Annotated in this window: 19 protein-coding genes; all 19 read right to left on the bottom strand. The window is 60.2% G+C overall.

What is annotated here, in order from left to right; all coding sequences use genetic code 11:
• Nucleotides 1–341 precede the first annotated feature (341 nt).
• Entirely contained in the window at nucleotides 342–698 is a 357-nt protein-coding gene (locus I2E69_RS03490) for a BACON domain-containing protein (protein ID WP_195458746.1), read from the bottom strand.
• Nucleotides 699–727: 29 nt separating this feature from the next.
• Nucleotides 728–2,608: a RagB/SusD family nutrient uptake outer membrane protein gene (locus I2E69_RS03485; protein ID WP_195458745.1), complete on the bottom strand. Its 1,881-nt coding sequence runs from the start codon at nucleotides 2,606–2,608 to the stop codon at nucleotides 728–730.
• A gap of 20 nt (nucleotides 2,609–2,628) precedes the next feature.
• Nucleotides 2,629–5,697 carry a TonB-dependent receptor gene (locus I2E69_RS03480; protein ID WP_317191083.1) on the bottom strand — a complete coding sequence of 1,023 codons (3,069 nt, stop codon included), beginning with the start codon at nucleotides 5,695–5,697 and terminating at the stop codon, nucleotides 2,629–2,631.
• The gene (locus I2E69_RS03475) at nucleotides 5,648–5,986 is read right to left on the bottom strand and encodes a DUF4974 domain-containing protein (protein ID WP_195458743.1); all 339 of its coding nucleotides are present in this window, start codon (nucleotides 5,984–5,986) and stop codon (nucleotides 5,648–5,650) included. Before I2E69_RS03475 ends, I2E69_RS03480 begins: the two co-directional genes overlap by 50 nt.
• Before the next feature lie 42 nt (nucleotides 5,987–6,028).
• Entirely contained in the window at nucleotides 6,029–7,000 is a 972-nt protein-coding gene (locus I2E69_RS03470) for a FecR family protein (protein ID WP_195458742.1), read from the bottom strand.
• A gap of 179 nt (nucleotides 7,001–7,179) precedes the next feature.
• Nucleotides 7,180–7,770 (bottom strand): RNA polymerase sigma-70 factor, encoded by a 591-nt coding sequence (locus I2E69_RS03465; RefSeq protein ID WP_195458741.1) that lies wholly within the window; start codon nucleotides 7,768–7,770, stop codon nucleotides 7,180–7,182.
• A 142-nt stretch (nucleotides 7,771–7,912) separates the two neighbouring features.
• Nucleotides 7,913–9,499, bottom strand: a complete 1,587-nt coding sequence (locus tag I2E69_RS03460) for a PKD-like family lipoprotein (protein ID WP_195458740.1) — start codon at nucleotides 9,497–9,499, stop codon at nucleotides 7,913–7,915.
• Nucleotides 9,500–9,512: 13 nt separating this feature from the next.
• Nucleotides 9,513–10,310 carry a DUF4843 domain-containing protein gene (locus tag I2E69_RS03455; protein WP_195458739.1) on the bottom strand — a complete coding sequence of 266 codons (798 nt, stop codon included), beginning with the start codon at nucleotides 10,308–10,310 and terminating at the stop codon, nucleotides 9,513–9,515.
• A gap of 25 nt (nucleotides 10,311–10,335) precedes the next feature.
• Nucleotides 10,336–11,874, bottom strand: coding sequence for a RagB/SusD family nutrient uptake outer membrane protein (locus I2E69_RS03450; protein WP_195458738.1), 1,539 nt, complete (start codon nucleotides 11,872–11,874; stop codon nucleotides 10,336–10,338).
• 18 nt (nucleotides 11,875–11,892) lie between these two features.
• A complete protein-coding gene (locus I2E69_RS03445) occupies nucleotides 11,893–15,282 on the bottom strand; it encodes a SusC/RagA family TonB-linked outer membrane protein (protein ID WP_229095348.1) in 3,390 nt (1,129 codons plus the stop codon).
• Between the two features lie 62 nt (nucleotides 15,283–15,344).
• The gene (locus tag I2E69_RS03440) at nucleotides 15,345–16,526 is read right to left on the bottom strand and encodes a FecR family protein (RefSeq protein ID WP_195458737.1); all 1,182 of its coding nucleotides are present in this window, start codon (nucleotides 16,524–16,526) and stop codon (nucleotides 15,345–15,347) included.
• 228 nt (nucleotides 16,527–16,754) lie between these two features.
• A complete protein-coding gene (locus tag I2E69_RS03435) occupies nucleotides 16,755–17,273 on the bottom strand; it encodes a sigma-70 family RNA polymerase sigma factor (RefSeq protein ID WP_195458736.1) in 519 nt (172 codons plus the stop codon).
• A gap of 131 nt (nucleotides 17,274–17,404) precedes the next feature.
• Nucleotides 17,405–18,025, bottom strand: a complete 621-nt coding sequence (gene hisIE / locus I2E69_RS03430) for a bifunctional phosphoribosyl-AMP cyclohydrolase/phosphoribosyl-ATP diphosphatase HisIE (protein ID WP_195458735.1) — start codon at nucleotides 18,023–18,025, stop codon at nucleotides 17,405–17,407.
• A gap of 6 nt (nucleotides 18,026–18,031) precedes the next feature.
• Nucleotides 18,032–18,784 carry an imidazole glycerol phosphate synthase subunit HisF gene (hisF, locus tag I2E69_RS03425; protein WP_195458734.1) on the bottom strand — a complete coding sequence of 251 codons (753 nt, stop codon included), beginning with the start codon at nucleotides 18,782–18,784 and terminating at the stop codon, nucleotides 18,032–18,034.
• Entirely contained in the window at nucleotides 18,766–19,494 is a 729-nt protein-coding gene (gene hisA / locus I2E69_RS03420; RefSeq protein ID WP_195458733.1) for a 1-(5-phosphoribosyl)-5-[(5-phosphoribosylamino)methylideneamino]imidazole-4-carboxamide isomerase, read from the bottom strand. Before hisA ends, hisF begins: the two co-directional genes overlap by 19 nt.
• A 4-nt stretch (nucleotides 19,495–19,498) precedes the next feature.
• Nucleotides 19,499–20,095, bottom strand: coding sequence for an imidazole glycerol phosphate synthase subunit HisH (gene hisH, locus I2E69_RS03415; protein ID WP_195458732.1), 597 nt, complete (start codon nucleotides 20,093–20,095; stop codon nucleotides 19,499–19,501).
• Nucleotides 20,092–21,219, bottom strand: a complete 1,128-nt coding sequence (hisB, locus tag I2E69_RS03410) for a bifunctional histidinol-phosphatase/imidazoleglycerol-phosphate dehydratase HisB (protein ID WP_195458731.1) — start codon at nucleotides 21,217–21,219, stop codon at nucleotides 20,092–20,094. The genes hisH and hisB overlap by 4 nt, the downstream gene beginning before the upstream one ends.
• Nucleotides 21,216–22,250, bottom strand: coding sequence for a histidinol-phosphate transaminase (gene hisC, locus I2E69_RS03405; RefSeq protein ID WP_195458730.1), 1,035 nt, complete (start codon nucleotides 22,248–22,250; stop codon nucleotides 21,216–21,218). The genes hisB and hisC overlap by 4 nt, the downstream gene beginning before the upstream one ends.
• A complete protein-coding gene (gene hisD / locus I2E69_RS03400; RefSeq protein WP_195458729.1) occupies nucleotides 22,247–23,542 on the bottom strand; it encodes a histidinol dehydrogenase in 1,296 nt (431 codons plus the stop codon). The genes hisC and hisD overlap by 4 nt, the downstream gene beginning before the upstream one ends.
• Between the last annotated feature and the right edge of the window lie 11 nt (nucleotides 23,543–23,553).

Below are 23,553 nucleotides of genomic sequence, written 5' to 3'. Positions count from 1 at the left end.
GCTATTCCCGTCGAAAAGCAATTCCCAGCCGGAGGCGATCTCCGATTCGCTGAGCGTGTTGTGGCGGGGAACGCAGGCGCAGAGGCTGGCTGCGATGAGTCCCGTTCCGAGCAGGGTGCGGAACAGGTTTCGGCATGATTGAGGTTTCATTGGGCTTGTGGTTTTTGTCAGATTGTAGGTTTTTTGGGTATTTGTATATTCTAAAAATATTCACTATGTGAATGAATCTTTACAAAATTAATTATTTTTACGATTAATCCCTTCTGGAAATGTAAAAAAATACCGCAGATGCCCGATAAAAAGCATCTGCGGCGTTTTCCAGGCGTATCGGTTCCGGCTGGTTACAGGTCCGGGAGCGTTTTTCCTTGCTGTTCGATGCTGATCGTGAGGGTCTCCCCGTTGCAGGTAACGCTCAGCGTCGCCGTACGGAGGGCTGAAGTTTCGTTGTCTGTATAGCGGATGGTGATTTCCCGGGTTGCGTCCGCTTCGGCCGGAGTTACAGACATCCATTCGGGAATGCCCGTGATGGTCCAGGCATCCGGCGCCGAGATAATCATCCGCTGCATGCCCTCCGTTTGGCCGAACGACCATGCCGCGGTCGATACGGCAAAATCCGGAGCGGTGGGTGTATCGTCGTCGCAGGCGGATGCGGCCAGCGCGACAAGGGCGATAAAGATCGAATATACCAGTTTTTTCATGTTTTTCTGTTTTATGGTGAAACGGTCGGTCAATAACCGGGATTTTGGACCAGGTTGGGGTTTTTGTTGATCTGGCTCATGGGAATTGCCAGCCAGTAACTCTTCGGCGATTCGAAAACGCGCACGCGGCCGCCCTGATTGGCCGGAATGACCTTGTAGAAATCGTCCTGGGTCTTTCCGTCGCGGTTCCACGAACGGGGTTCCTTGTTCATCACCTCGGGAGCTTCCTTCCAGCGGCGCAGGTCGTGGAAGCGGCGCCCTTCGAACAGGAATTCGATCGAACGCTCCTGATGCAGGACCTTGCGCAGCCTTGCTCCTGAGGGAATACCGCCCACCAGGGCCCACGAATCCTGGAAGCGGGGCAGTCCGCAGCGCTTGCGCACCCGGTTGAGATACTCCAGACTGGTGTTGCTCAGCGATCCGTTGTATTCGAAGTCGGCCTCGGCGTAGTTGTAGAACAATTCCGGGAGCCGCAGGTACGGATAGGCGTATTTGCGGTAATTGTACGAGTTTTTCGACTGATTGTAGGAACTCGATTTGTGAATCCATTTCTGGCAGAGGTAACCCGTGCAGCTCTGGTATTCGTCGGTCTCCTTGAGCGTCGAGCCGTGCAGTTCGCCGCCGCGGAGCTGGAGGGTCAGAATCTTGTCGTCGATTTCGAACGTGCCGCGGTCGAAACCGATCGAGGCGTAGAAGCGGGGTTCGCGGTTGCGGTGCAGGCGGGCAGTGTTGTCACCCGGGGCGACGCTGTACAGGTCCTCGTCCTTGGTCAGCGGGTCGACGTCGAGCGGCAGCCCGTTCTTGGTGTAGTACATCTCGACGGCCTCCATCGTCGGCACGAGAGTCGTTTTCCAGCCTTTCGACATGTTGTTTTTGATCGAACGCGGTCCGCCGTAACGCTGCAAAGCCTGAATGCCGCTCTGCGCGCCCTTGGCCAGGATGAATTCGGCTCCGTTCCAGGGCTCTTCGACGAAGGTGTCGTGGTAGTTCTTGCGACCGCGCTGGTCGTCGGGCAGGCTCGAATCGGCCGAGGTGTAGAGGTCGTAATTCGGTTTTTTTGTGTCGGTATTGATCTCGTCCGCGAGGGCGATTGCCGCCGCTGCCGCGTCCAGCGCCCGTTTCCATTTTTCCGGGTCGTAAGTCGTGTTCATCAGCGGCGTTCCGTCGGGGTTGTTGAACCCTATGTAGTCGGGATTGCCGTTGACCAGCGGCGAGGCGGCGTAGAGCAGCAGACGGGCCTTGTAGCTAAGCGCGGCCATTTTCGTGGGCAGGCCGAGTTCGGATTCGCCCACTACGTCGGGCAGCAGTCTGGCCGCGTTGTCGTAACATTCGGCGATATAGTTCACGCACTCGTCGTACGGCGTACGCGGGGTGAAGATTTCCGATTCGGGCGCGTCGATGGGGATGAACTTCTTGACCAGTACGATCGGGCCGTAGTATTCGAGCAGGCACTGGTGGTAATATCCCACGAGGAACCACGCCTCGCCCGCGTAACGGTCGGCGTTTTCCTGCGAGACTGCGGGAACTTTGTAGATGTTGTCCAGCAGGTAGAAACAATAGCGTATTCCGCGGTAGATGTCGTAGTTCGTACCGCCCGAGGTGCAGTTCGGGGCCCAGCGGCCGAAATAGGTCAGGTTGGCGTTCTCCTCGCCGTAGAGCAGGCTCTTGCTTGAAAAATAATAGGTCGTGCCGCGGGCCCCGGTGATGAAATCGTCGCCGGCGAACTGGTCGGGCGACCAGTTGTACCCGATCAAGTTGGGCATGTAGGTCTGCATGTAGTAGCGGTAATTCTCGGCCTGCTCCTCCGTTTTCCAGATGTCCTCTTCGGTCGCTTTGCCTTCGGGCACGACGTCGAGGTAGGAGCAAGAGCATAGCAGCAGCAGTGAAAGTGCGGTGATTATCTTTTTCATGGTCTTTTGCTGTGTTTGGGTTAGAAATTGAACTGGAATCCGAGGTTGTACGTCCGCTGGAGCGGGTATCCCAGGCCGTTACCCGAACCCTTCTCGGGGTCCCAGTACTTGAACGGGGCGAAGGTCAGCAGGTTGGTTCCCGAGACGTAGACGCGCATTTTCTTGTAGGTGTAACCGATCTCGGCGGTCTTCAGGCGCAGCATCTTGCCGTTGCGCACGTAGAGCGTGCTGGCCTTGGTGTTGTTGTTATTCCACAGCGGCGACAGGCGCGGGTAGAGGGCCTTGGGATTGGGGTCGTCCTCGCTCCAGTGTTCGTCGGCGATCCACTGCATCAGTCCCGAACCGGGCGTCGCGGCTGTCGCGAAGGGGTGGTAGTTGTACATGATGATCGACACCTTGCCTTGTCCCTGGAAGAAGGCCGAGCAGTCGAATCCTTTGTATTTGAGCGAGAACCCGAATCCGTAGATGATCTCCGGTACGGTAGGGTTGCCCGTCCAGCACATGTCGTTGTCGTCGATGATCTTGTCACCGTTCAGGTCGCGGTATTTCACGTCGCCCGGCCGGATGGGATAGGTCGTGGCATAGATGTCCTGCGAGGGGGAGTTGGCGATATCCTCCTCGTCGCGGAACAGCCCGTCGGCGATCAGGCATTGGATAGAGTTGATCGGGTGTCCGGCCTTGTACTGGTAGGCCCATTTGTATTTGGGTTCGTCCATTTCGACGATTTCGTTGTGGGCGTAGGTGAACGTGCCGCGCAGCGAGAGGATCAGGTCCTTCGAGAAGGCCTTGTTGTAGTCGACCGAGATGTCGACGCCGCTGTTGTCGACCTTGCCGATGTTGGCCCACGGCGTGATGCCCGACATGCCGAAGGACGAGGGCAGCGACGTGCGCTGCATGAAGATGCCCGAGCGCTTCTCCTTGAACCAGTCGAAGATGATGTTCAGGCTGTCGAACAGGCCGATCTCCACACCGATGTCGAGTTTGCGGCTCTCCTCCCATGTGGCGTTGGGGTTGCCGTAAACGGAGAGGATGGGACCGTACTTACGCTCGAAGTTGTTGCCGATATAGACATCGTAACCCTGTCCCATGTCGACGGTCGTGAGGTAGGGGAAGCGGTCGGCATACTCTTTCGAAATCACGTCGTTGCCGACCAGTCCGTAGGAGGCGCGGATCTTGAACAGGTTGACCTTCTCCTTGATTCCTTTCCAGAAGGGTTCGTTCGAGATCACCCAACCCAGCGCGACCGACGGGAAAAACCCGAAACGCTTGCCTGCGGCGAAATTCTCGGAGCCGTTGTAGCCGAAGTTGGCCTCGAACAGGTAGCGTTTGTCGAATCCGTAGGTGACGCGGCCGGCGAGGCCCTGCTGGCGGTAGGGCAGCGCGGCGTACTCCTGCTCGTCCGAGATGTTCATGTTGCGCTCCTTCTGCAGGTAGACGATCGTCGCTCCGACATCGTGTTTGCCGAACGTGCGGGAGTAGTCGATCTTGGCCTGGAACGCCAGCTCGCGGTAACCGTCCTTGCCGCGCGTTGTGCCCAGGTAGGTGGTTCCGGTATTGGTCGAGTTGCTGGTGTAGCTGTAATTGCCCGCCTCGTCGATATTGTAGTCGGTAAGCTGGTACATGAACGGCGTGAATGAGCGGTAGACGGCCGAGTAGACGCGGTTGTAGAAGGTCGCCATTCCGGTTGCGCTCAGCCCCTTGGTGATGAAGTCGAGGTTCTGGTTAACGGTCAGCGCCGAGGTGAAATGCCCGCGGAACTGGTCGCCGTAACCGCGGCACAACTGGGCGTAGGGGTTGGTGAAGAATCCGCTGTTCCAGGCGTTGTTCGTACCGAAGCGTACGAAGGTGTCGGAGCTTTCGCCGGGCAGTGTCGCGGGGAATTCACAGGGCATGCCCGTCATGGCGTATGCGAAGAGGTCTGAAACGCTCTGGATCGGGGCGTGGCGGTAGTGCAGTTGGGTGTTCATCTTCAGCGACACGCGGGTCGTCTTGGTGGCGTCTGCCGAGACGTTGGCCTGGAACAGGTATTTCTGTGCGTTGATGTTGGTGTCGAATTTCGACGCCTCGGGCTTGCGCATGATGCCGTTTTCGTTATATACCGAGGCATTGAGGAAGTAGTCGATCTTTTTGGCGCCGCCCGTCATGTTAAAGTTGAAATTCTGGTTGAAAGTGCAGTCCTTGAACAGCATGTCGTACCAGTCGACGTTGGGGTAGACGTAGGGGTCGAGGCCCAGTTTGGTTCCCATAATCTTTTCCTTGCTGTAATAGGGCTGTTCGCCGCGGGTCGTGCGGGCCTTGTTGAAGGTCTCCATATAGGTGATGCCGTCGGCGACCTCCGGAACGCGCGTCGGGGCCGAAGCGCCGAATTCGGCGCGGAGGTTGATGGTCATCTTTTCCGAGTCGCGGCCGCTCTTGGTCGTGATAATCATCACGCCGTTGGCGCCGCGTGAACCGTAGAGCGCCGTGGCGGTGGCGTCTTTCAGTACGGAGAACGATTCGATGGTCTCGGGCGGGATGTTGTTGAGCATCTGGTTGGTGATTTCCACGCCGTCGAGAATCAGCAGCGGCGACTGTCCCGAACCGAAGGTCGAGATGCCGCGAATCCAGAAACTCGCGCCGTCGGCACCCGGCTCGCCCGATTTCTGCACGGCGATCACGCCGGCGATCTTGCCGCTGAACGAAGTCGAAAGGTTGCTCGACGAGGTTTGCAGGTCGCTGGGCTTGACTGACTGCACGGCGCCTACGAGCGACTCTTTTTTCTGTACGCCGAATCCGACCACTACCACGTCTTCGAGTTTGTTCGAAGCGTCGGCCAGCGTGACGAGCTTGAAAAGATGGATGTCCTTGACAGCTATTTTCTTGGTGTCGTACCCGAGGAATGAAACGGTGACGGTTTTGGTCGCGGGCGGGACGCTCAGCGTGTAATTGCCGTGGATGTCGGAGGTCGTTCCGATGGTCGTGCCTTCGACGAAGATGTTCGCGCCCACGATGGGTTGGTTGTCGGCCGAGGAAATGACCGTTCCGGAGAGTGTCAGCGCCTTATCCGACTGGGGCGGCGTTTGTGTCTGCGAACGCCGGGAGATAGTCACCAATTTCCCCCCCCCCGTTCACGGAGTAGCGTAACGACTTGTCGAGCACCCGGTCGAGTACGGTCTGGATCGTCGCGTCACTGAATGTAGCCGTTACGGGCCTGTTGACATCGACCTCTTCGTTCTCGAAGAGGAACGAGTAGCCGGTTTGCCGTTCCACTTCTTCCAGCACCGTTTTCAGCGGGACATCCCGGAAGGTTTTGGTGACGGTCTGCGCATGGACCATTCCCGCCAGCAGCAGGCAGAGCGTCGATGCGGCGATCCTCTTGAATCGTAGATTTACATGCATAAAATTAAGGTTTAGGTTAGTATGTCGATTGGTTGAGTCTTGCTATTCGGTTTTGCTGCCGACGCAGTATCGGCGGCCGCAGTGGTTGACCGTGATCGGCAGGATGTCGCCGAGCGCGACCATGATCGAATGGATGTCCTGCGCTTCGGTGAGCGATATGCGGAAGGTCTTGTTGTCGAAGGCCGCGGTGCGGAGGTCGATTTCAACGTCGTATTCACGCGCCAGCCTTCTCAGCAGTGCCGGCAGCGTGATCGCGTCGTAGCGGATGACGCCGTCGATCCAGCTTCGGTACTGGTCGGCATCGACCTGCTCGCGGCGTGCTTGCTTCGTCGCGCAGTCGTAGGTTATCAGGTCGCCCGGCATCATCTTCTCCCTGTCGCGGGCCGATTCGAACCGCAGCGAGCCTTCCATCAGCGCGGCGAGGACCTCCGGTTCGCTGTCGTAGGCCGAGATGTTGAATTTGGTTCCCAGGACGGTGAACCGGCAGCCCCGGGCCTCGACGCGGAACGGAAGGTCGGCATTGCGGGCCACCTCGAAGTAGGCTTCTCCCGAGAGGTCGATATCGCGCGACGAGCGGTTGAAATCCGATTTGTAGCTGAGGGTCGATCCGGCGTTGAGCCATACCTGCGTGCCGTCGGGCAGGGATATGCGGCTGTTGGTTCCCTGGGGGGCCTGTACGGAGAAGAGTTGTTCGGGCGTCTCCAGGCGCATGATATACCGGGTTGTGAAGGCGGAGATCAGGATCAGTACGGCTGCGGCCGCCGTAAACCGAAGCCCGCGGCGGCGGTTGAGCATTGCGCCGTCGCGTTTGCGGATTTTCGCCTTCAGCAGGCCGAGCGAGTCGAGCACGCTGAGCGACGGTATGTGTTCGCGTTTCCACTCCTCTTCCCATTCGCGCATCCGGGCGGCGTTTTCCGGGGCGGCGGCGATGAATGCGAAGAGTTCGCGCTCCTCGTCCGGGGAGATCGGTCCTTCGAAATAGCGGACGGCGAGTCTTTTCAGTTTTTCGTTCATAGGGCTGTTTGGGGTATGCATACATTAATACAACAATTCAGGCGGATTTTACCCCCCCCCCCCCTGTTCCGGAAAAATGAGATTTTCTGTGAGAAAAAGCTGTTTTACGCCGGTCTGAGGACGAAAAAAAACGCCGGACTGGATGTCAGGCGGCGGGCGGCGGGGTTTTGCCGGCGGACTCAGCAGTTCGGGCCGGTCAGCCAGGCGAGGATCAGAATCTGGAGGTAGATCGATTTTTCGTGTTCGAGGGCTTCGGCGAAGATTCGCAGGGCCCGCTGAATATGCCGTTCGACCGTATTGAGCGAGATGTGGAGCCGTTCGGCGATTTCGCGGTTTTTCAGTCCCTGGAAACGACTGAGAATAAACACTTCGCGGCAGCGCTCGGGCAGCGAACCCATGATGCGCTGTATCTGCTGTTCCAGTTCCTGATACAGATAGGGGTGTTCGTTCTCGCTGAAGGAGAAGTCGTAGTTGTAGAGGCGCTCTTCTCCCGCTTTGGCCCTGGCCAGGTAGCTGAGCGTGTATTTGTTGACGATGCTTTTGTGCTTGAGGTAGTTGAGACACCGGTTGCGGGTCATGACGAACAGCATCATCGAAGCCTCCCGGGCGTCGAGCGACGCATGCCGGTCCCAAAGGGTCGCAAAGCAGTCGTGTACCAGGTCCTGCGCTTCGGCGGGGTCGTTGATGAAACGCCGGGCATAGGCCAGCAGCCGGGGCTGGTAGTCGATATACAGTTTTTCGAAATCGGACCGTATGGATTTGCCGTGCATCTTTCGGGACGTTTTCTTTTTTTTGCGGTTTGGGCAGCCTTCCGGCCGAAATGTAATGGCAAATATAACAAAAAATGAAAAAAAAGCCGCAGATGCCCCATGAAAAGCATCTGCGGCGTTTCCGTCTCGGAGAACGGCCGGGCTACTTGTAAAGCCCTGCGACGGTGTAATCGAGGATTTTGCCGAACCCGTCGAACACCAGGGCGTTCGGCTGGTCGAGCTGGCCGCTGCCGAAGTTGATCTGCGGTACGACGTGCAGCTTGTCGTTCATGTCGTCCTTCGAGGTGACGACCACCACGGCGCGGCTGCTCCACGCCAGCGAGGCGTTGCTCGGGTAGGACGCCGAACCGTCGTAGTTTTCCATGGCGTAGTATCCCTGCACGTAGAGGCGCGCCAGGGTGATGTGCTCGCCTGCCGGAGCGGTGAAGACGGGTGTCGGATCGAAAACGACGCTGCCCGCCGTGAAGACTGTCTTGTAGATGCCGCTGCGGGTGGCGATGTAGAGAACCGGATCGAACCGCGAGAAGAAAACCGACACGGCCTCGCCCAGGACACTGTTTGCCTCGGCGGGGATTTCGTAGATCAGTTTGGCGGAGGGAGCGCCGGCCGAAGCCGAGTAGTTGCCGAAGGTGTAGAGCGCGTAGTTGCCGTCTGCCTTCTGCATCAGCAGGGTGTGCGTGGCGTTGTCGACGCTGATGCCGCCTGCGATGCTGTGCAGTCCGGGAGCGTTGCCCGGATCGAAGGCGCCCGACGGCACACTGCTGCAGGAGTAGAACGACTGGTTGTATCCGTAGCAGAACTTACCCCGCACCTTGTCGTAGAAGATCGTGCTCGGGCGCCGGGTGCTTGCCGGGGCCGAGTGGGCCGAAACGACGTTGTTGTCGACGGTCATCTCCTCGGTTCCGTTGACGGGCATCGAAATCCGGTCGCGGCTGAGCAGCGTTTCGTAAATATCTCCGTCGTTGACGATCATCGTGCATTGATAGGTATTCAGCAGTGCTTCGACATGCAGCGTCCCCGGCAGGTAGACGAATGCCTCCTCCTTGTGCCCCAGGATTTCGTAGTACTCGGTCTCCACGCGCATCAGGTCGTCGGGGGTCGACACCCACAGCATGTTACGCTTGCTGGTTTTGTCGTAAGTGTAGAGCAAATGAGTGACCGGCGATGCGAACGGACTGCCGTTGTGTCCGTCGATCAGGTCCTTTTCGATTGTGCCCTGCCCGGGGCCCGCATAGGTTTCGGTCAACTGCCGGTGCATGACCAGTGCCAGGTCGGAGGTGGTTCCGTTCTTGGTGTAGGCTACCACGAGCCCTTCGTTGTACTGGGCCGTTACGAACAGTTTCCAGCGGTACTGGTATTTGAGGTCGTTCGTGGTGTCGGTGACCGTCAGCAGGAACAGGTAGCCCGCCGAGGAGATCGGCAGGTCGATCACTTCGTGGAACTCCTGCGTCGTGGCGAGCGAAATCAGTTCCGAGTCGTTTTCGGTCTTGCTTACCGACCATTCGTAGGCGAGGTCTTCGGGATTTTCCTTCCCGTTTTTCGTAATGCGGATGCCCTCGACATCGAGCCGGGAGTTGTGCACCACCGAGAGTTGTGAGGCGATAGATGCCGGAACCTCGATCTCGACGGGTGGAATTTCGACGGTCTGCAACGTGCTTTTGTCTTCGTAACACGATGCGGCGAGCAGGCTCCAGCCCGCCAGCAACAGATATAAGCTGTATTTTCTCATAATCGCTGGTTGTTTACTTGGTGCGGATCGTTACTTCCTGGCCCTTCATGGAACCCGATTCGTGGACGCGTTTCTGGCCGGGGTTGGCGGCCTTCCATTCGTCGTACCAGGCTTGCGCCTTGGCGCGCCATGCGTCGATGTAGTAGCTGTAATCGGTTCCCCAGTCGGGCAGAATCTCCCAGCCGAAAATGTCCATCAGCAACTGGTGTCCCGCCTGGCTGTATGTGTCGGGCGACGTGCTGGCGGAGGTGAGTTCCGAATTGATAAAGGCGTTGTAGGTCGACCATTGCTTGTTCGTGACCGGGCGCGGCAGCATGTTGTGCCACGAGATGTTGGCCTTCAGGTAGTTGTGCAGTCCTACCAGGAGGTCGGGCGAATCGGTCAGGCGGAGCATCAGCACGCGCTGCTGCGTGTCGAGTTCGTCCGATTTCTCGACTTCGATGCGGATGGCGCCGTAAGTCTCCCCGGCCGGGATCGTCGCACCGAGGAGGCTGTATTGCCCGGGCTGCGCCGTGGTTCCCTCGTCGAGGATGCGGACTCCGATCTGCCGGTCGGAGCCGGTGGCGGAGCCGATGAGTTTCACCGGAACCTCGATCACCGCTTTGGTGGCTCCTTCGGGCTGCTGTTTGAAGGTTATCGAGGCGTAGAACGTGCTGTCGGTTTTCGAGTATCCGGGATATTCGGTCGTTTCGTTAGGCGCGGCCCCCGGGAAACAAACCCGTCCCTGCGACATGTCGTAGCGCTTGGGGTCGTCCTTTTCGCAGCCGGCTATTGTCGCTGCGGCCAGCAGGATATAGATCAGTTTTTTCATTCTTCTCAACAATTAATCGTTCGACTTACTGTACGCGTCCCGACTGTTTCTCGAAATCGGGATAGGGCAGCATGTAGACCGCGTCGCCGACGACGGCCGTGCCGCTCATCACGTCGCTCTGGCGGGGCAGTTTCTCGTAGCCCAGCCGCTTGTAGAAATAGAAGACCACGCCCTCGCAGATGAACTCTTTGCGGTACTCTTTTTCGAGTGCGGCCATCAGGCCCTCTGCGTCGAGGTTTTCATCCAGTTCGTTGTAAACCGCGCGGGCCGTGCGTACGGCCTGCAGCAGGCGGCGCGCTTCGCCCAGGTCCTTGTCCGGGCCGGTGATGTAACACTCCGCGGCGATGTAATACATCTCCGGCAGGCGGATCAGCGGCATCAGGTTCTTGTAGCTGTATTCGGCGCCCGTCGAGGTCTGCTGGTAGAGTTTCGAGGGAGTCTTGGTTCCCTCGGGCCAATAATCCACGTTGTGGTAGAGCTGCTTGTAACGGCAGTCGGAGACTCCGTCGCCCTTGATCTCGAAGAGGTTGTCGGCGATCGAATTGCTGATGCACAGCGTGCGGTACTGGCGGTCTTCGGCGGAGTATTCGCGGTTGAGATTGGTTGCGATCTTCTTGGACAGGTCTGTCACGCCGAGTGCGAAGATGTGCTCGCTCGGGAAACACATTTCGGTCGTGGGGGCCTTTGCCGCATCGGTGAACGTGCGCAGTTGCAGTCCGCTGGCGAGGAAGACTGCCGCCGGGTCCTTGATCACTTCGAGGGCGGCCTGCAGCGCGGTGCGCTTGTTCTCCGCGCTGCCTTCCCACAGGCAGATGCGCGCCAACAGCGCTTTGACGGCGAAATAGTTCAGGTGCATGTGGCGGAAGTCGTAGAATTTGTCGACATTGGCCTCTGCGTAGATATTGTCGGGATATCTGGCCCGAATCGGGTCGATCTCCAGCAGCCGGGCGGCCTCGGTCAGGTCGGCGATCATGCGGTTGATCGTCTCTGCATAGGTCAACTGCGGCGCCGGGTCCTTGCTGACGACCGTGGCGTAAGGAATCGTGTAACGGCTCTCCAGGTCGGTGCGCCCGGCGAGGTTGCTGCATCCGAACAGGCGCATCAGGTCGAAATGGACATAGGCCCTGACGGCGAGCAGTTCGCCTTTGATGATGCGGTAGTTGACCGAGTCGAGTTCGTCCTTCTTGCGGTCGATATAGTCGAGGGCCTCGTTGGCGTTGGCGATTACCGAGTAGGCCTTTTCCCAGACAGGTTCGATCACCTTTACCGATTTGTCGGCCGTATAGTTGTAACGGTCGAGGGCGTAGTCGTCCGCCGTCGAGTTTTTTCGGGCGTCGTACTGGCGGCCCAGCATTTCGACCATGTGCCACGTCAGGTTTTCGCCGTAGAGTTCGGTGGCTCCCATGGCCAGGTAGCAGCCGACGAGCGTCTGCTGGAAGCCTTCGGCCGAAGAGTAGTGGTCCTCGGCTCGGATTTCCGACGGAGGCGTCACGTCGAGCCACTTTTCGCACGAAACGGTTGCGAGGGCGGCGGACAGGAGAAGGTATTTTATGCTGTTATTCATGGCTTCGAAAATTTGGTGTTAAAAGGTTCCGGTCAACTGGAACGACATGCTCCGCGCAAAGGGATAGGTCGTACCGCGTTCGAGGCGGATCGTCGAAAGCGTGCCGATGTTGTTCATGTAGAACGCCAGCTTGAGCCGTTTGAGGCGGATTTTGCTGATCAGCCGCGGGTTGAATTCGTAGTAGACGCTCAGCGACGAGAAGGTCAGTTCGTCGTTGTTCTGCACGAAGCGGGTCGTGGCGCGGGTCTTTTCGTCGTGCTGGTCGCCGTTTTCGTCGGTGTAGGAGCCCAGTTTCTTGAACATGGCGTTCTGGCCCGGGGTCTGCCAGCGTCCGTAGAGCACGCGGCGGTCGACGTTGTAGTGGATGTCGACGTTCTCGACCTTGTTGACCAGCGTGGTGTTGTACTTCTGTCCGCCGCCGAGGAACGTGCAGGTGGCGCTGAGGCCGAATCCTTTGTATTCGGCAGCAAACCCGAAGTTGCCGCGGTATTTGGGATCGCTGATGCCGGCCACTACCTGGTCCTGCGCGTCGTATTCGTAGGTCAGCGTGCCGTCCTTCTTGACGTAGATTTCCATACCCGTCGTGGGGTCGATGCCCAGCGACGGAACGGCCCAGATGGCGTTCATCGGCATGCCGTCCTGGTAGATCAGCACGGGCGTCGAATTGCTCTTGTCCTGTGCCAGGGCCATCATCTTGTCGTTGTAGGCCTTCAGGCTCTCCGAGAGGCTGATGATGGTGTTCTTGTTGTAGGCGATCGAGCCGAAGACGCTGAAGAAGCCCTGCTTGCCCTGCCAGAGCGTGTAGCTCAGCTTGGCCTCGATGCCGCGGTTGCGGACTTTGCCCAGGTTGTCTTTCACGGTGTCGAAGCCCGAAGAGGTGGGGATCGCCACGTTGGTAAGCATGTTCTCGGTCACCGAATTGTAGTAGTCGAAGGCGATCGTGGCGCGGTGGATCATGATGTCGGCGCCCACGTTGTAATCCATGCGCTGCTCCCATTTGAGGGCGGGGTTGGGCATTTTCGAGAGGTAGGCGCCCGTCTGTCCGTGGTAGGAGGCCTCGGTGTAATAGAGGTAGGTGGCCAGCACTTCGTTGGTGTCGTAGTTCTGGTTGCCCGTCAGGCCGGCCGAGGCGCGGATTTTAAACTCCTTGAGAAGGTCCTGGTTGCGCAGGAAAGGTTCGTTGTGGAGGTTCCATGCCACGCCGGCGCTCCATGCCGACGACCAGCGGTTGTCCGCGCCGTAGAGCGACGAGGCGCTTTCGCGGAAGGTGAGGTCGACGTTGTAGCGGTCGTCGTAGCTGTACGACGCCGTTCCCAGGAAGCTGATTTCGCGGACGATCGATGAGACGCCGACCGGTTTTTTGTCCTGGGCGTATTGCCGGGCGAACGTAATGTCGGCCGTCTGGCTGTTGGGGAAGCCTTCGGCGTAGTGCTGGTAGGCGCTGTACGTATTCTCGGCGATCTTGCCGCCGGCGTTGACGTAAAGGAAATGTTTGCCCCATTGTTTGGCGTAGTTGGCATAGATTTCGCCCGAAATGTCGCTGCTTTTGCCGTTGTCGAGCTGGTAGGAACCTTTGCGCATCTGCATGCTCGTGCTTTCGTAGGTCGCGCCGGCAAATTTCGAGTGCTTGGCGGGATAGAATTCGTCGGCGTCGCTGCGTTTCACCGCGATGCCGAAGCGGGCGGTGAGTTTCAGCGCCTCGGTGGCCTGCCATTCGGCGTAGAAGTTGTCCGTTACGCTGGTGTAGGTCTCCTTGTCGAGCGTGCCGAGCGTGGCGTCGTACATCGGGTTGGCGACTTTGTCGTAGGCCCAGCGTGCGGTCTGGCCCGTCTGGGGGTCGATGGCACTCCAGTAGGGATTCATCAGCGCATAGCTTTCGAAATCGCCCCACGGTGAATTCTCACTCTTGGTGTTGCTTACGCTCAGGATGTTGCGGAACAGGAAATCCTTCTTGCGGTACGAGAGGTTCACGTCGCCCGAGATCACCGTGCGTTCCGAACCCTTCATCACGCCTGCCACGTTGTTGTACGAGAAGTCCACCATCGCCCGCAACTTGCGGCTGTCGCCCAGTTCGAGTGAAAGGGTGTGTTTGTGGCCGACGCCCGTGCGCAGGGGTTTTGCAAGCCAGTAGGTGTCCAGTCCGCCGAGTACCTGCGCTTTCAGGTCGTTGTAACGTTTCGTGAGGTCGACCTGCGTATTGGGGTTCGTCGAGGTGAAGACGCCTTCGATGCGTTCGGCTTCGAGTTTCTCCCAGGCGTTGCAGAGGTTATAGCTCGACAGGTCGGGCATCGACAGTTCGATGCTTCCGGTGTAGGTCACCAGTTCCTGGTTGCCGGCGAGGCGCTTGGTTTCGATGACGATGACGCCGTTGGCGGCCTTCGAACCGTAGAGCGCCTTGGCCGCGGCGTCCTTGAGGATGGTGATGCTTTCGATGCGGGTCATGTCCATGTCCATCACCTTTTCTGCCGTGGTCTCGAAGCCGTCGAGGATGAACAGCGGCTGGTTGGGCCGGTTCTGGTAGTTGCCCTTGATGTTCACGCCCGTCGTCGATTCCGACGGGAATGTGGTGATGCCTCGCAACTGCATGTCGGGCAGCGTGTTGGGGTCGGAACCCATCAGTGTGTTGTCCAGGATGTAGAGCGACGGTTCGATGTTTTTCAGGCTTTCGAACACATTGCGGTTGCTTGCACGGGCCAACTGGCTCGACGTGATGGTCGTGGCCGAACCCGTGTAACTCTCCTTCTTGCGCGTGAAGATACCGGTCACCACGACGTTTTCGATCTCCTGTTCGTCCTGCACGAGTTTGACCAGTTTGGCCTGTGCCGAAGGGAGCGTCTGCGATATGTAGCCGATGTAGGAGAAGATCAGGTTGTCGCGTCCTTCGGGCATCCGGATCGAAAATCCGCCGTCGGAGCCCGAAACGACGCCCGTGCTGGTCCCCTGGATCAGGATGTTCACGCCGACGAGCGGTGCGCCCGCCGTGTCGGTCACGCGTCCGCTGACGACCTTGTCCGGGGCTTTCCGGGGTGCAGGATCATTCCCCCCCCCGCTCCGGGGGCGGATTACGATGGTATCGTCGTCGATCGAATATTCGAGCCGCGTGCCGCGCAGCGCTTCGTCGAGCACTTCGCTTACCGGTGCGTTGGCCTTGCTGAAAGAGATGCCTTTGACCTCCTGCACGACATCGCTATTATAAAGGATGTAATATCCCGTCTGTTGTTTGATCTGCCGGATAACCTCGGTCAGCGATGCATTGCGGAACGATACGGAGATGCGCTCCCTGCGTTGCTGCAAAGCGTCGGCTGCGGCCGCCTGCCCGGGGATACCCCAGACGGAGATCGCCAGCAACCACGCGCACATGATCAGCCACGGCTTCCGGTGTGATACTGATAGGTAAAGTTTCCTCATAGTAGCATTGTTTTAAGTGACATAATTGCCGCCCCGTCGGGCGGCTCCCTGACTAACCGGCATCAACTGTCGTCACGGTCGATGCAAAGTACGATCTTTTCGTCCCGGACCTCCGCGCGTATCTGGTTGGTCCGTTCCAGCAGGCGGGCCATTTCGGCAAAGGTTTCGTAGCGTTTCACGATGCCCGTGTAGCGCATCTGCCCGGCCTCGGCGCCCTGTGGAACGATCTCGACGCCATACCAGCGCGAGAGTTTGCGGCAGATCGAGGCGAGCGGTTCTTCGTTGAAGGTGAAAAGTCCCCGGGTCCAGGCCGCATAATCCTCGGCGGCGACCGGACGCACGTCGAAGACGGCGCCTTCACGTCCTACGCGGGCCTGTTGCCCTGGTTCGAGCATCGCATGCCGGCGGCCGCTCCGGACCTCGACGCTGCCCCGCACGAGCGTGGTTTCGATCACGCCTTCGTCGGCATAGGCCGAGAGGTTGAATGCCGTGCCGTAAACGCTTACGCTGACCGTGTCGGCATGTACCACGAATTGCCGTGCCGCGTCGTGCGCCACGTCGAAATAGGCTTCGCCCGTGACGGTCACCTCGCGCGGACCGTCGCCGAAGCGGACCGGGAAGACGAGGCTCGATTCCGAATTGAGCCAGACCTGTGTGCCGTCCGAGAGGCGGAGCGAGAACTCTTTGCCGCGCGGTACGGTGACGGTGTTCGTCATTGCGATCTCCTCTTCGGCTTCCTCCTTGTGGTAGGCGAGCTCGTCGCCGCCGATTTCAATGCGCGTGCCGTCCTGTTCGACCAGCATCCGCTGGCCGCCCTCTTCGAGCGCTACATTCTCGCCCGACGAGAGGGTCAGCACGGCGCCCCGTACTCCGGGGACCACCTGCTCGATGTAGGCCTGTTGTGCGAGCTGTCCGGCACGGCGGTCGAGCGCCCACCAACTGCCTCCGGCCAGCAGGGCCAGCGCTGCTGCCGCCGCTGCGTATTTCCGGACAGTGCCGGCCAGCGCCTGCATCCGGCGTTTGCGGGCCGCTTTGCGGATATTGCCCCATACGCGCTGCTCGTCGTAGCCGTAGATGCGGCCCAGTAACGGAAGGCTGTCCGTCGATTCTTCCAGCAGGTCCAGCAGTTCGCGGTTCTGCGGCGAACGCTCGAGCCACTCCCGGAGGATCGCCAGTTCCTCTTCGGTCGCTGTCCCTTCGAGGCGGGCTTTGAGGATCTCTTTGATCTGGTTTTCGAAACTCATTTCGTATTTTGTGCTTTTAGGTCGGTTTTGGTCGGTTGGAAACAGACGCTTCCTATGGAATAGACCGAAAAAGAGTGCGCCGGACATACAATGCCGGCGTATTTTTCTTTAAAAATTGCAGGGTGGTTACGAATTGTAAGGCAAAGCCTTGTTTTTGTTTTTCTTCTTTCGGCCCTTCGGAGTGGATCGCATCGGATTGAAACCGGGCTTATTCCTCAGGCGGCGCTGTTAGAAAAACGAGAAGAAGAACAGCGACATTTTGCGCAGGGCTTTGAACGAGCGCGACATGTGGGTCTTTACGGTGTGGAGCGACAGCGACAGCAGGCGGGCTGTTTCGACGTAGCTTTTGTGCTCGATGCAGATCATCCTGAAGATGCGGCGTCCCTGTTCGGGCAGCGCTTCGATGCGGCGGTAGAGGCTCGCAACCTGCTCGATGAGTGCCTGTTCGTCGATGTGACTGCCTTCTTCGGCCGCCAGCCGCACCATCTCATTGGAGTTGATGTCGTAGAAGCGGTTTTTCATGCGGGTGTGCAGGTGGTCGAGGGCCGCGTTGCGGACACAGCGGTAGAGGTAGTTCTCCTTTTGGCGAATCTGGCTGAAGTCGGTGTCGAGCAGCGTGATGAAAACCTCCTGTACGATGTCTTCGGCTTCGTGGGCCGAGCCGACGATGCGTTCCGCATAGAGCGTCGCCAGCCGGAAATGCTGGCGGAATAACGTTTCGTATTCGGATGTGATTACAGTTTTCATGAGGACTTTACCGCTGATGCATACGGCGTTCCGTTGCAAAAATAAGCGCTTCGGATGAAAAATGCAAACGATTTGTTACATTCTTTCGTCCGAAGCGCCTGTTTTCAGCGTAAAAATGCCTCCCGGAGGGGTCAGGAGTGCCTGCGGGCCAACTCTTTTTCGAGGTCGGCGATCGAGCATCCGGTGGCTTCCAACAGCACGAGCAGGTGGTAGACCAGGTCCGATGCCTCGTAGATCATGGCATCGCGGTTCTGGGCCACGGCTTCGATGACGGTTTCCACCGCCTCCTCGCCGACCTTCTGTGCGATCTTGTTTACGCCGCGGTTGAAAAGTTTCGTGGTGTAGGAACCTTCGGGCATCTCGGCGTGACGGCCCTGGATGACGCTCTGCAGGTAGCGGATAAATCCTTCGTTCTCGGGCGTTGCCTCCCCGAAGCAGGTTTTCGACCCCGTGTGGCAGGTCGGGCCGTGGGGGATGGCGCGGATGAGCAGCGTGTCGTTGTCGCAGTCGGCGGCTACCGATACGATGTCGAGGAAGTTGCCGCTCGTCTCGCCCTTGGTCCAGAGGCATTGGCGCGAACGGCTGTAAAAGGTGACGCGGCCTTCGGCGAGGCTCTTTTCATACGCCTCCCGGTTCATGTAGCCCAGCATCAGTACCTGCAGGGTGCGGTCGTCCTGGATGACGGCGGGAACGAGTCCGCCGGGGAGTTTCTCGGCGTTGAGCGCCGAAAACGGTTTTGCTTCGATTTTCATAGTGGTTTATAATCTGACGTTTATATTGCGTTTGTTCAAGGCTTGCTTTAATACGGGGATCGGAATTTCATTGTAGTGGAAGATGCTGGCCGCCAAAGCCGCGTCGGCGCGGCCGAGCGTCAGTACGTCGGCGATGTGGTCCACCGTGCCTGCGCCGCCCGATGCGATGATCGGGAGGGGCAGTTCCGAGAGCCGTGCGAAGGTCTCGCACGGATAGCCGTTTTTCGTGCCGTCGTGGTCCATCGAGGTGAAGAGGATTTCGCCCGCACCGCGGTCGGCGGCCTCGCGGGCCCAGGCGAAGAGTTCGCGCTCGGTGGGGCGTTTGCCTCCGTGGGTCGTGACGATCCATTGGCCGTCGACCGTCCGGGCGTCGATCGCCGCCACGACGAACTGTGAACCGTATTTGGCGGCAATGGCGTCGATCAATGCGGGATTTGCCACGGCGGCGCTGTTGAGCGTGATCTTGTCGGCTCCGGCGTCGAGCAGCCGTCCGGCGTCGTCGACCGACGAGATGCCACCGCCGACGGTGAACGGAATGTCGATGCGTGCGGCGATGCGCGAGACCAGTTCCGTGAAGGTCCGGCGCCCCTCCTCGGAGGCGCTGATGTCGAGGTAGACCAGTTCGTCGGCTCCTTCGGCGGCATATTTCGCGCCGAGTTCCACGGGGTCGCCGACTTCTCGCAGCCCCACGAAGTTGATGCCCTTGACGGTCTGGCCTTCGCGGATGTCGAGGCAGGGGATTATCCGTTTCGCAAGCATCGTTCGAGGTCTTTGAGGGTGATGCGTCCTTCGTAGAAGGCTTTGCCGACGATGACGCTCCGCAGGCCCTGCCGGTCGAGTTCTTCGATGTCGTCCATCGACGAGATGCCGCCGCTGACGGTGATTTCGACGGCCGGGAAACGGCCTTGCAGGTCGGCGTAAAAGGCGGCCGAGGGGCCGCACAGCATGCCGTCACGTGAAATGTCGGTGCAGATAACCTGTGTAAGAGACTGCGGGATAAATCGTTCGATGAGCTGGGGCGCCGTGAGGGCCGAACTTTCGAGCCAGCCTTGAATGGCTACTGAGCCGTCGCGGATGTCGGCGCCGAGGATCAGCCGTTCGGGGCCGAACTCCGTGAGCCACTCGGCGAAGCGTTCGGGTTCGCGGACCGCGAGGCTGCCGCAGATGGCCCGGCGGGCTCCGGCGGCGAAAACGTCGAAAAGCGCCTGGCGGCTCTTGATGCCGCCGCCGTACTGCACTTCGAGCGAGGTCTTCGCGGCGATACGTTCTAACACGGCGAGGTTGCGGGGTTCGGAAGCTTTGGCGCCGTCGAGGTCGACCATGTGCAGGCGGCGGATGCCCGCCTCTTCGAAGCGGAGCGCCGCTTCGAGCGGGTCGCGGTAATAGATCTTCCGGCTGGCGTAGTCGCCCTGTGTCAGGCGTACGCACTCGCCGCCGATGATGTCCGTTGCGGGTATGATTTCGATCATGGTGTCAAAGGGTTAGGAAATTTTGTAAAATCCGGGCTCCGGCCGAACCGCTTTTTTCGGGGTGAAACTGCGTGCCGAAAAAGTTGTTGCGGGCGAGAGCCGCGCTGAACGGACGGCCGTAGTCGGTCGTCGCGATTGTTGCGGCGCAGGGCTCTGCGGCGAAGGAGTGGACATAATAGATATAAGTATCTTCGGCGAGGTCGCGGAACAGCGGGGTGCTGAGGCCGGAGATCGTGTCCCAGCCCACGTGGGGGACTTTGAGCTGTGCGCCGCCGGGTGTGACGGACGGCAGCCGCAGGACCCGGGCGGGGAAGATGCCCATGCAGCGGGCGTCGCCCTCTTCGCTCGAAAGGCACATCAACTGCATGCCGATGCAGATGCCCAGTACGGGCTGTGTGAGGGTGGGGATCACGGTGTCGAGGCCCCGTTCGCGGAGTTTCGACATGGCCGAGGAGGCTTCGCCGACTCCCGGCAGGATCACCCTGTCGGCGCGGCGCAGGACGGCGGGATCGGCCGTGAGCGTGAATTCGGCTCCTGCGCGGCGCAGGGCGTCGGCAACCGACCGCAGGTTGCCTGTGGCGTAATCGACGACGGCTATCATAGGACTCCTTTGCTGCTGGGGATGTCGTATCCGAAACCCTGCCGGGCCACAGCCATGCGCAGGGCGCGGGCGAAGGCTTTGAAGATGGCTTCGGCCTTGTGGTGGTCGTTCTCGCCGCGGGCCGAGATTTGCAGGTTGCAGCGCGCGGCGCTGCAGAGCGCGTGGAAGAAGTGGCGGAACATTTCGGTGGGTACGTCGCCGACCCGTTCACGGCGGAATTCGGCATCCCATTCGAAGTCGATGCGTCCCCCGAAGTCGAGGAGCACCAGCGCCCGGCAGTCGTCCATCGGCAGGGCGAACCCGTAGCGGGCGATGCCGGCCTTCGATCCCAGCGCGCGGTCGATGGCCTCGCCCAGGGTGATGGCCACGTCCTCCATGGTGTGGTGTTCGTCGATGTCGAGGTCACCCTGCGCATCGACGGCGAGCGCGACGCCGCCGTGGTGGGCAATCTGGGCGAGCATGTGGTCGAGGAAGCGCAGCCCGGTGGAAATCTGTCCGTTGAAATCCCCGCGGCCGTCGAGGTCGAGGCGCACCGCGATCTGCGTTTCGCGGGTCTCGCGCCGGATTTCGACCCGCCGTTCGCCGCGGCGGATAAAATCGGCGATTTCGGCCCACGAGTCGGTGACCAGTGCGCAGGCATCGGCGACGCCTGCCTTTGCGAGCATTTGCGCCCCTTCGGCGGCGGGAGAGAGCAGGATGCCCCGCGCCCCGAGGTTGCGGGCCAGCAGGATGTCGGTCACGCGGTCGCCGATGACGTAGCTTGCGGCGAGGTCGTATTCGCCGCCGAGGTAGTTGCCGAACATGCCGGTGCGGGGTTTGCGCGTGGGGGCGTTGTCCGCTTCGAAGGTGCGGTCGATCAGTTGGTCGTCGAACGCAACGCCCTCGCCGCCGAGCGTCGCGAGCATCTTTTCGTGGGCGGGCCAGAAGGTGTTTTCGGGAAAGGAATCTGTCCCGAGGCCATCCTGGTTGGTAGCCAGTACGAGGTCGAACCCGAGGCCCGTGAGGGTTTTCAGGCCCGAGATAGCCCCGGGGACGAACGTGAGTTTTTCGAGGCTGTCGATCTGTTCGTCGGCGGGTTCGGCGATGATCGTGCCGTCGCGGTCGATGAAGAGGGCTTTTTTCATAAACGGAAATTTTTGACGGTTTCGAGCATCCGGGCGTTCTCCGAAGGAGTTCCGACAGTGATACGCAGGCATCCGGCACAGCCCGGGATGCGCGAGCGGTTGCGGACGATGACACCGGCCGAGATCAGCGCGTCGTAGAGCCGGTCGGGTTCGGGCGTGCGGATCAGGATGAAGTTGGCGTCGGAAGGGTAAACCTGCACGACGGCCGGGCAGTCGGCGAGCGCCCATGTGAGGGCGTTGCGCTCGGCGCAGAGCTCGGCCACCTGCGGCGTAATGTCGTCCGAGAGCCGTTCGGCGACAGCCTGCTGCGCCAGGCAGTTGATGTTGTAGGGGTATTTCACCCGTGCGAAAAGCGCAGCGACGGCGTCCGAAGCGAAGGCCAGTCCGAAGCGGAGGCCCGCCATGCCCCACGCCTTGGAGAGGGTTTGCAGGATGATCAGGTTGGGAAATTCGTCGAGCCGTGCGAGGAAGCCCGGCATATCGGAGAAATCGATATAGGCTTCGTCGAGCAGGACCATGCCGTCGAACCGGCGGAGAAGCCGCTCGATTTCGGCCTCGGGGAAGGCGTTGCCCGTCGGGTTGTTCGGGGAGCAGAGCCACAGCAATTTGGTGCGCTCGTCGGCTGCGGCGAGCAGTTCGTCGACCGGGAGCGAGAAGTCTTCGCCGAGCGGGACTTCGCGCATCTCGACATCGTTGACATCGGCCGCGACGCGGTACATGCCGTAGGTCGGGGCGATCGAGACGGCGTTGTCGACACCGGGGCGGCAGAAGATGCGGTAGGCGAGGTCGATGGCCTCGTCGCTGCCGTTGCCGATGAAGATTTGTGTTTCGCGCACGCCTTTCAGGGCGGCGATTTTCTGTTTGAGGACCTTCTGGTGCGGGTCGGGGTAGCGGTTGACGCCATTGTCGTAGGGGTTTTCGTTGGCGTCGAGCCAGGTCGAAATTTCCCCGCCGGCATATTCGTCGCGGGCCGTGGAGTAGGGTTTCAGCGCCCGGATGTTGGGGCGAACGAGTTCGTCGAGCGGTCTCATAACACACCCCCTTTCATGCGGACGCGCACGGCGGCGGCGTGTGCCCCGAGACCTTCGGCTTCGGCCATGGCGATGATCGTCGGGGAGAGGAGCGCAAGTCCGTCGCGGGAGAGTTCCTGGTAGGTGATCTTGCGCAGGAACGAATCGGTGTTCACGCCGCTGTACGAGCGTGCCCAGCCGCCCGTGGGAAGTGTGTGGTTGGTTCCCGAGGCGTAGTCCCCGGCGCTTTCGGGCGACCAGGGGCCGATGAAGACGCTGCCTGCGGCGGTGATCTGCGCCGCGGCCTCCCATGCGTCGCGCATCGAGATGATCAGGTGTTCGGGGGCGTAGGCGTTGGCGAAGTCGATCATCTTTTTGCGGCTGTCGAGGACCACGATGCGGCTCTGGCGGAGCGCTTCGCGAATGGTGTCGCCGCGGCGCAGCTGGAGCAGTTGTTCGCCGACGGCCCGCTGGGCGTCGCGGGCGAACTCTATCGACGGGCAGACCAGTACGGCCTGGCTGTCGCCTCCGTGTTCGGCCTGTGAGAGCAGGTCGGCGGCGGCGAAAGCGGGCGAGGCTTCGTCGTCGGCCAGTACCAGCACTTCCGAAGGGCCGGCGGGCAGGTCGACGGCTACGTCGTTGGCGCCGACGAGTTGTTTGGCTTTGGTGACATAGCGGTTGCCCGGACCGAAAATCTTGTCGACGCGCGGGATGCTCTCCGTGCCGTAGGCCATGGCGGCCACGGCCTGCGCTCCGCCGACGGCGAAGATGCGGTCGACGCCGCACAGGTCGGCGGCATAGAGTATCTCGGGGGCTATTGTGCCGTCGGGCCGGGCCGGGGTGCAGAGGATCACCTCTTTGCAGCCGGCGACGCGCGCCGGAACGGCCAGCATCAGCACGGTGGAGAAGAGCGGGGCCTTGCCGCCGGGGATGTACAACCCTACGCGGCCGATCGGCAGGGCGCGCTGTACGCACCTCACGCCCGGCATCGGTTCGGAATCGACTTCGGGGGCGAGCTGGGCGCGGTGGAAGGTTTCGATATTGGATTTTGCGGTAGCGAGGGCCTCTTTGAGTGCGGCGGGAATAAGGGTTTCGGCCGCGGCGCGGGTTTCGGCCGACACTTCGAATGTCCGGGGTTCGCGCCCTTCGATGCGGCGGGTGATTTCGCGCAGCGAACGGTCGCCGCCGGATTTTACCTCGGCGAGGATTTCGGCTACCTGGCGCGTGATCTCCTCCTCTTCGCGGGTGAAGCGTTCGGTGAGGGAGGGCCACTCCGCGCGTTCGGGGTTGTTGTAGATTTTCAGGATTTCCATAGCGGGTTCCG

The sequence above is a fragment of the Alistipes sp. D31t1_170403_E11 genome, from assembly GCF_015553985.1.
Lineage (GTDB): Bacteria > Bacteroidota > Bacteroidia > Bacteroidales > Rikenellaceae > Alistipes > Alistipes montrealensis.
This window is presented reverse-complemented; position numbering and strand designations above follow the sequence as displayed.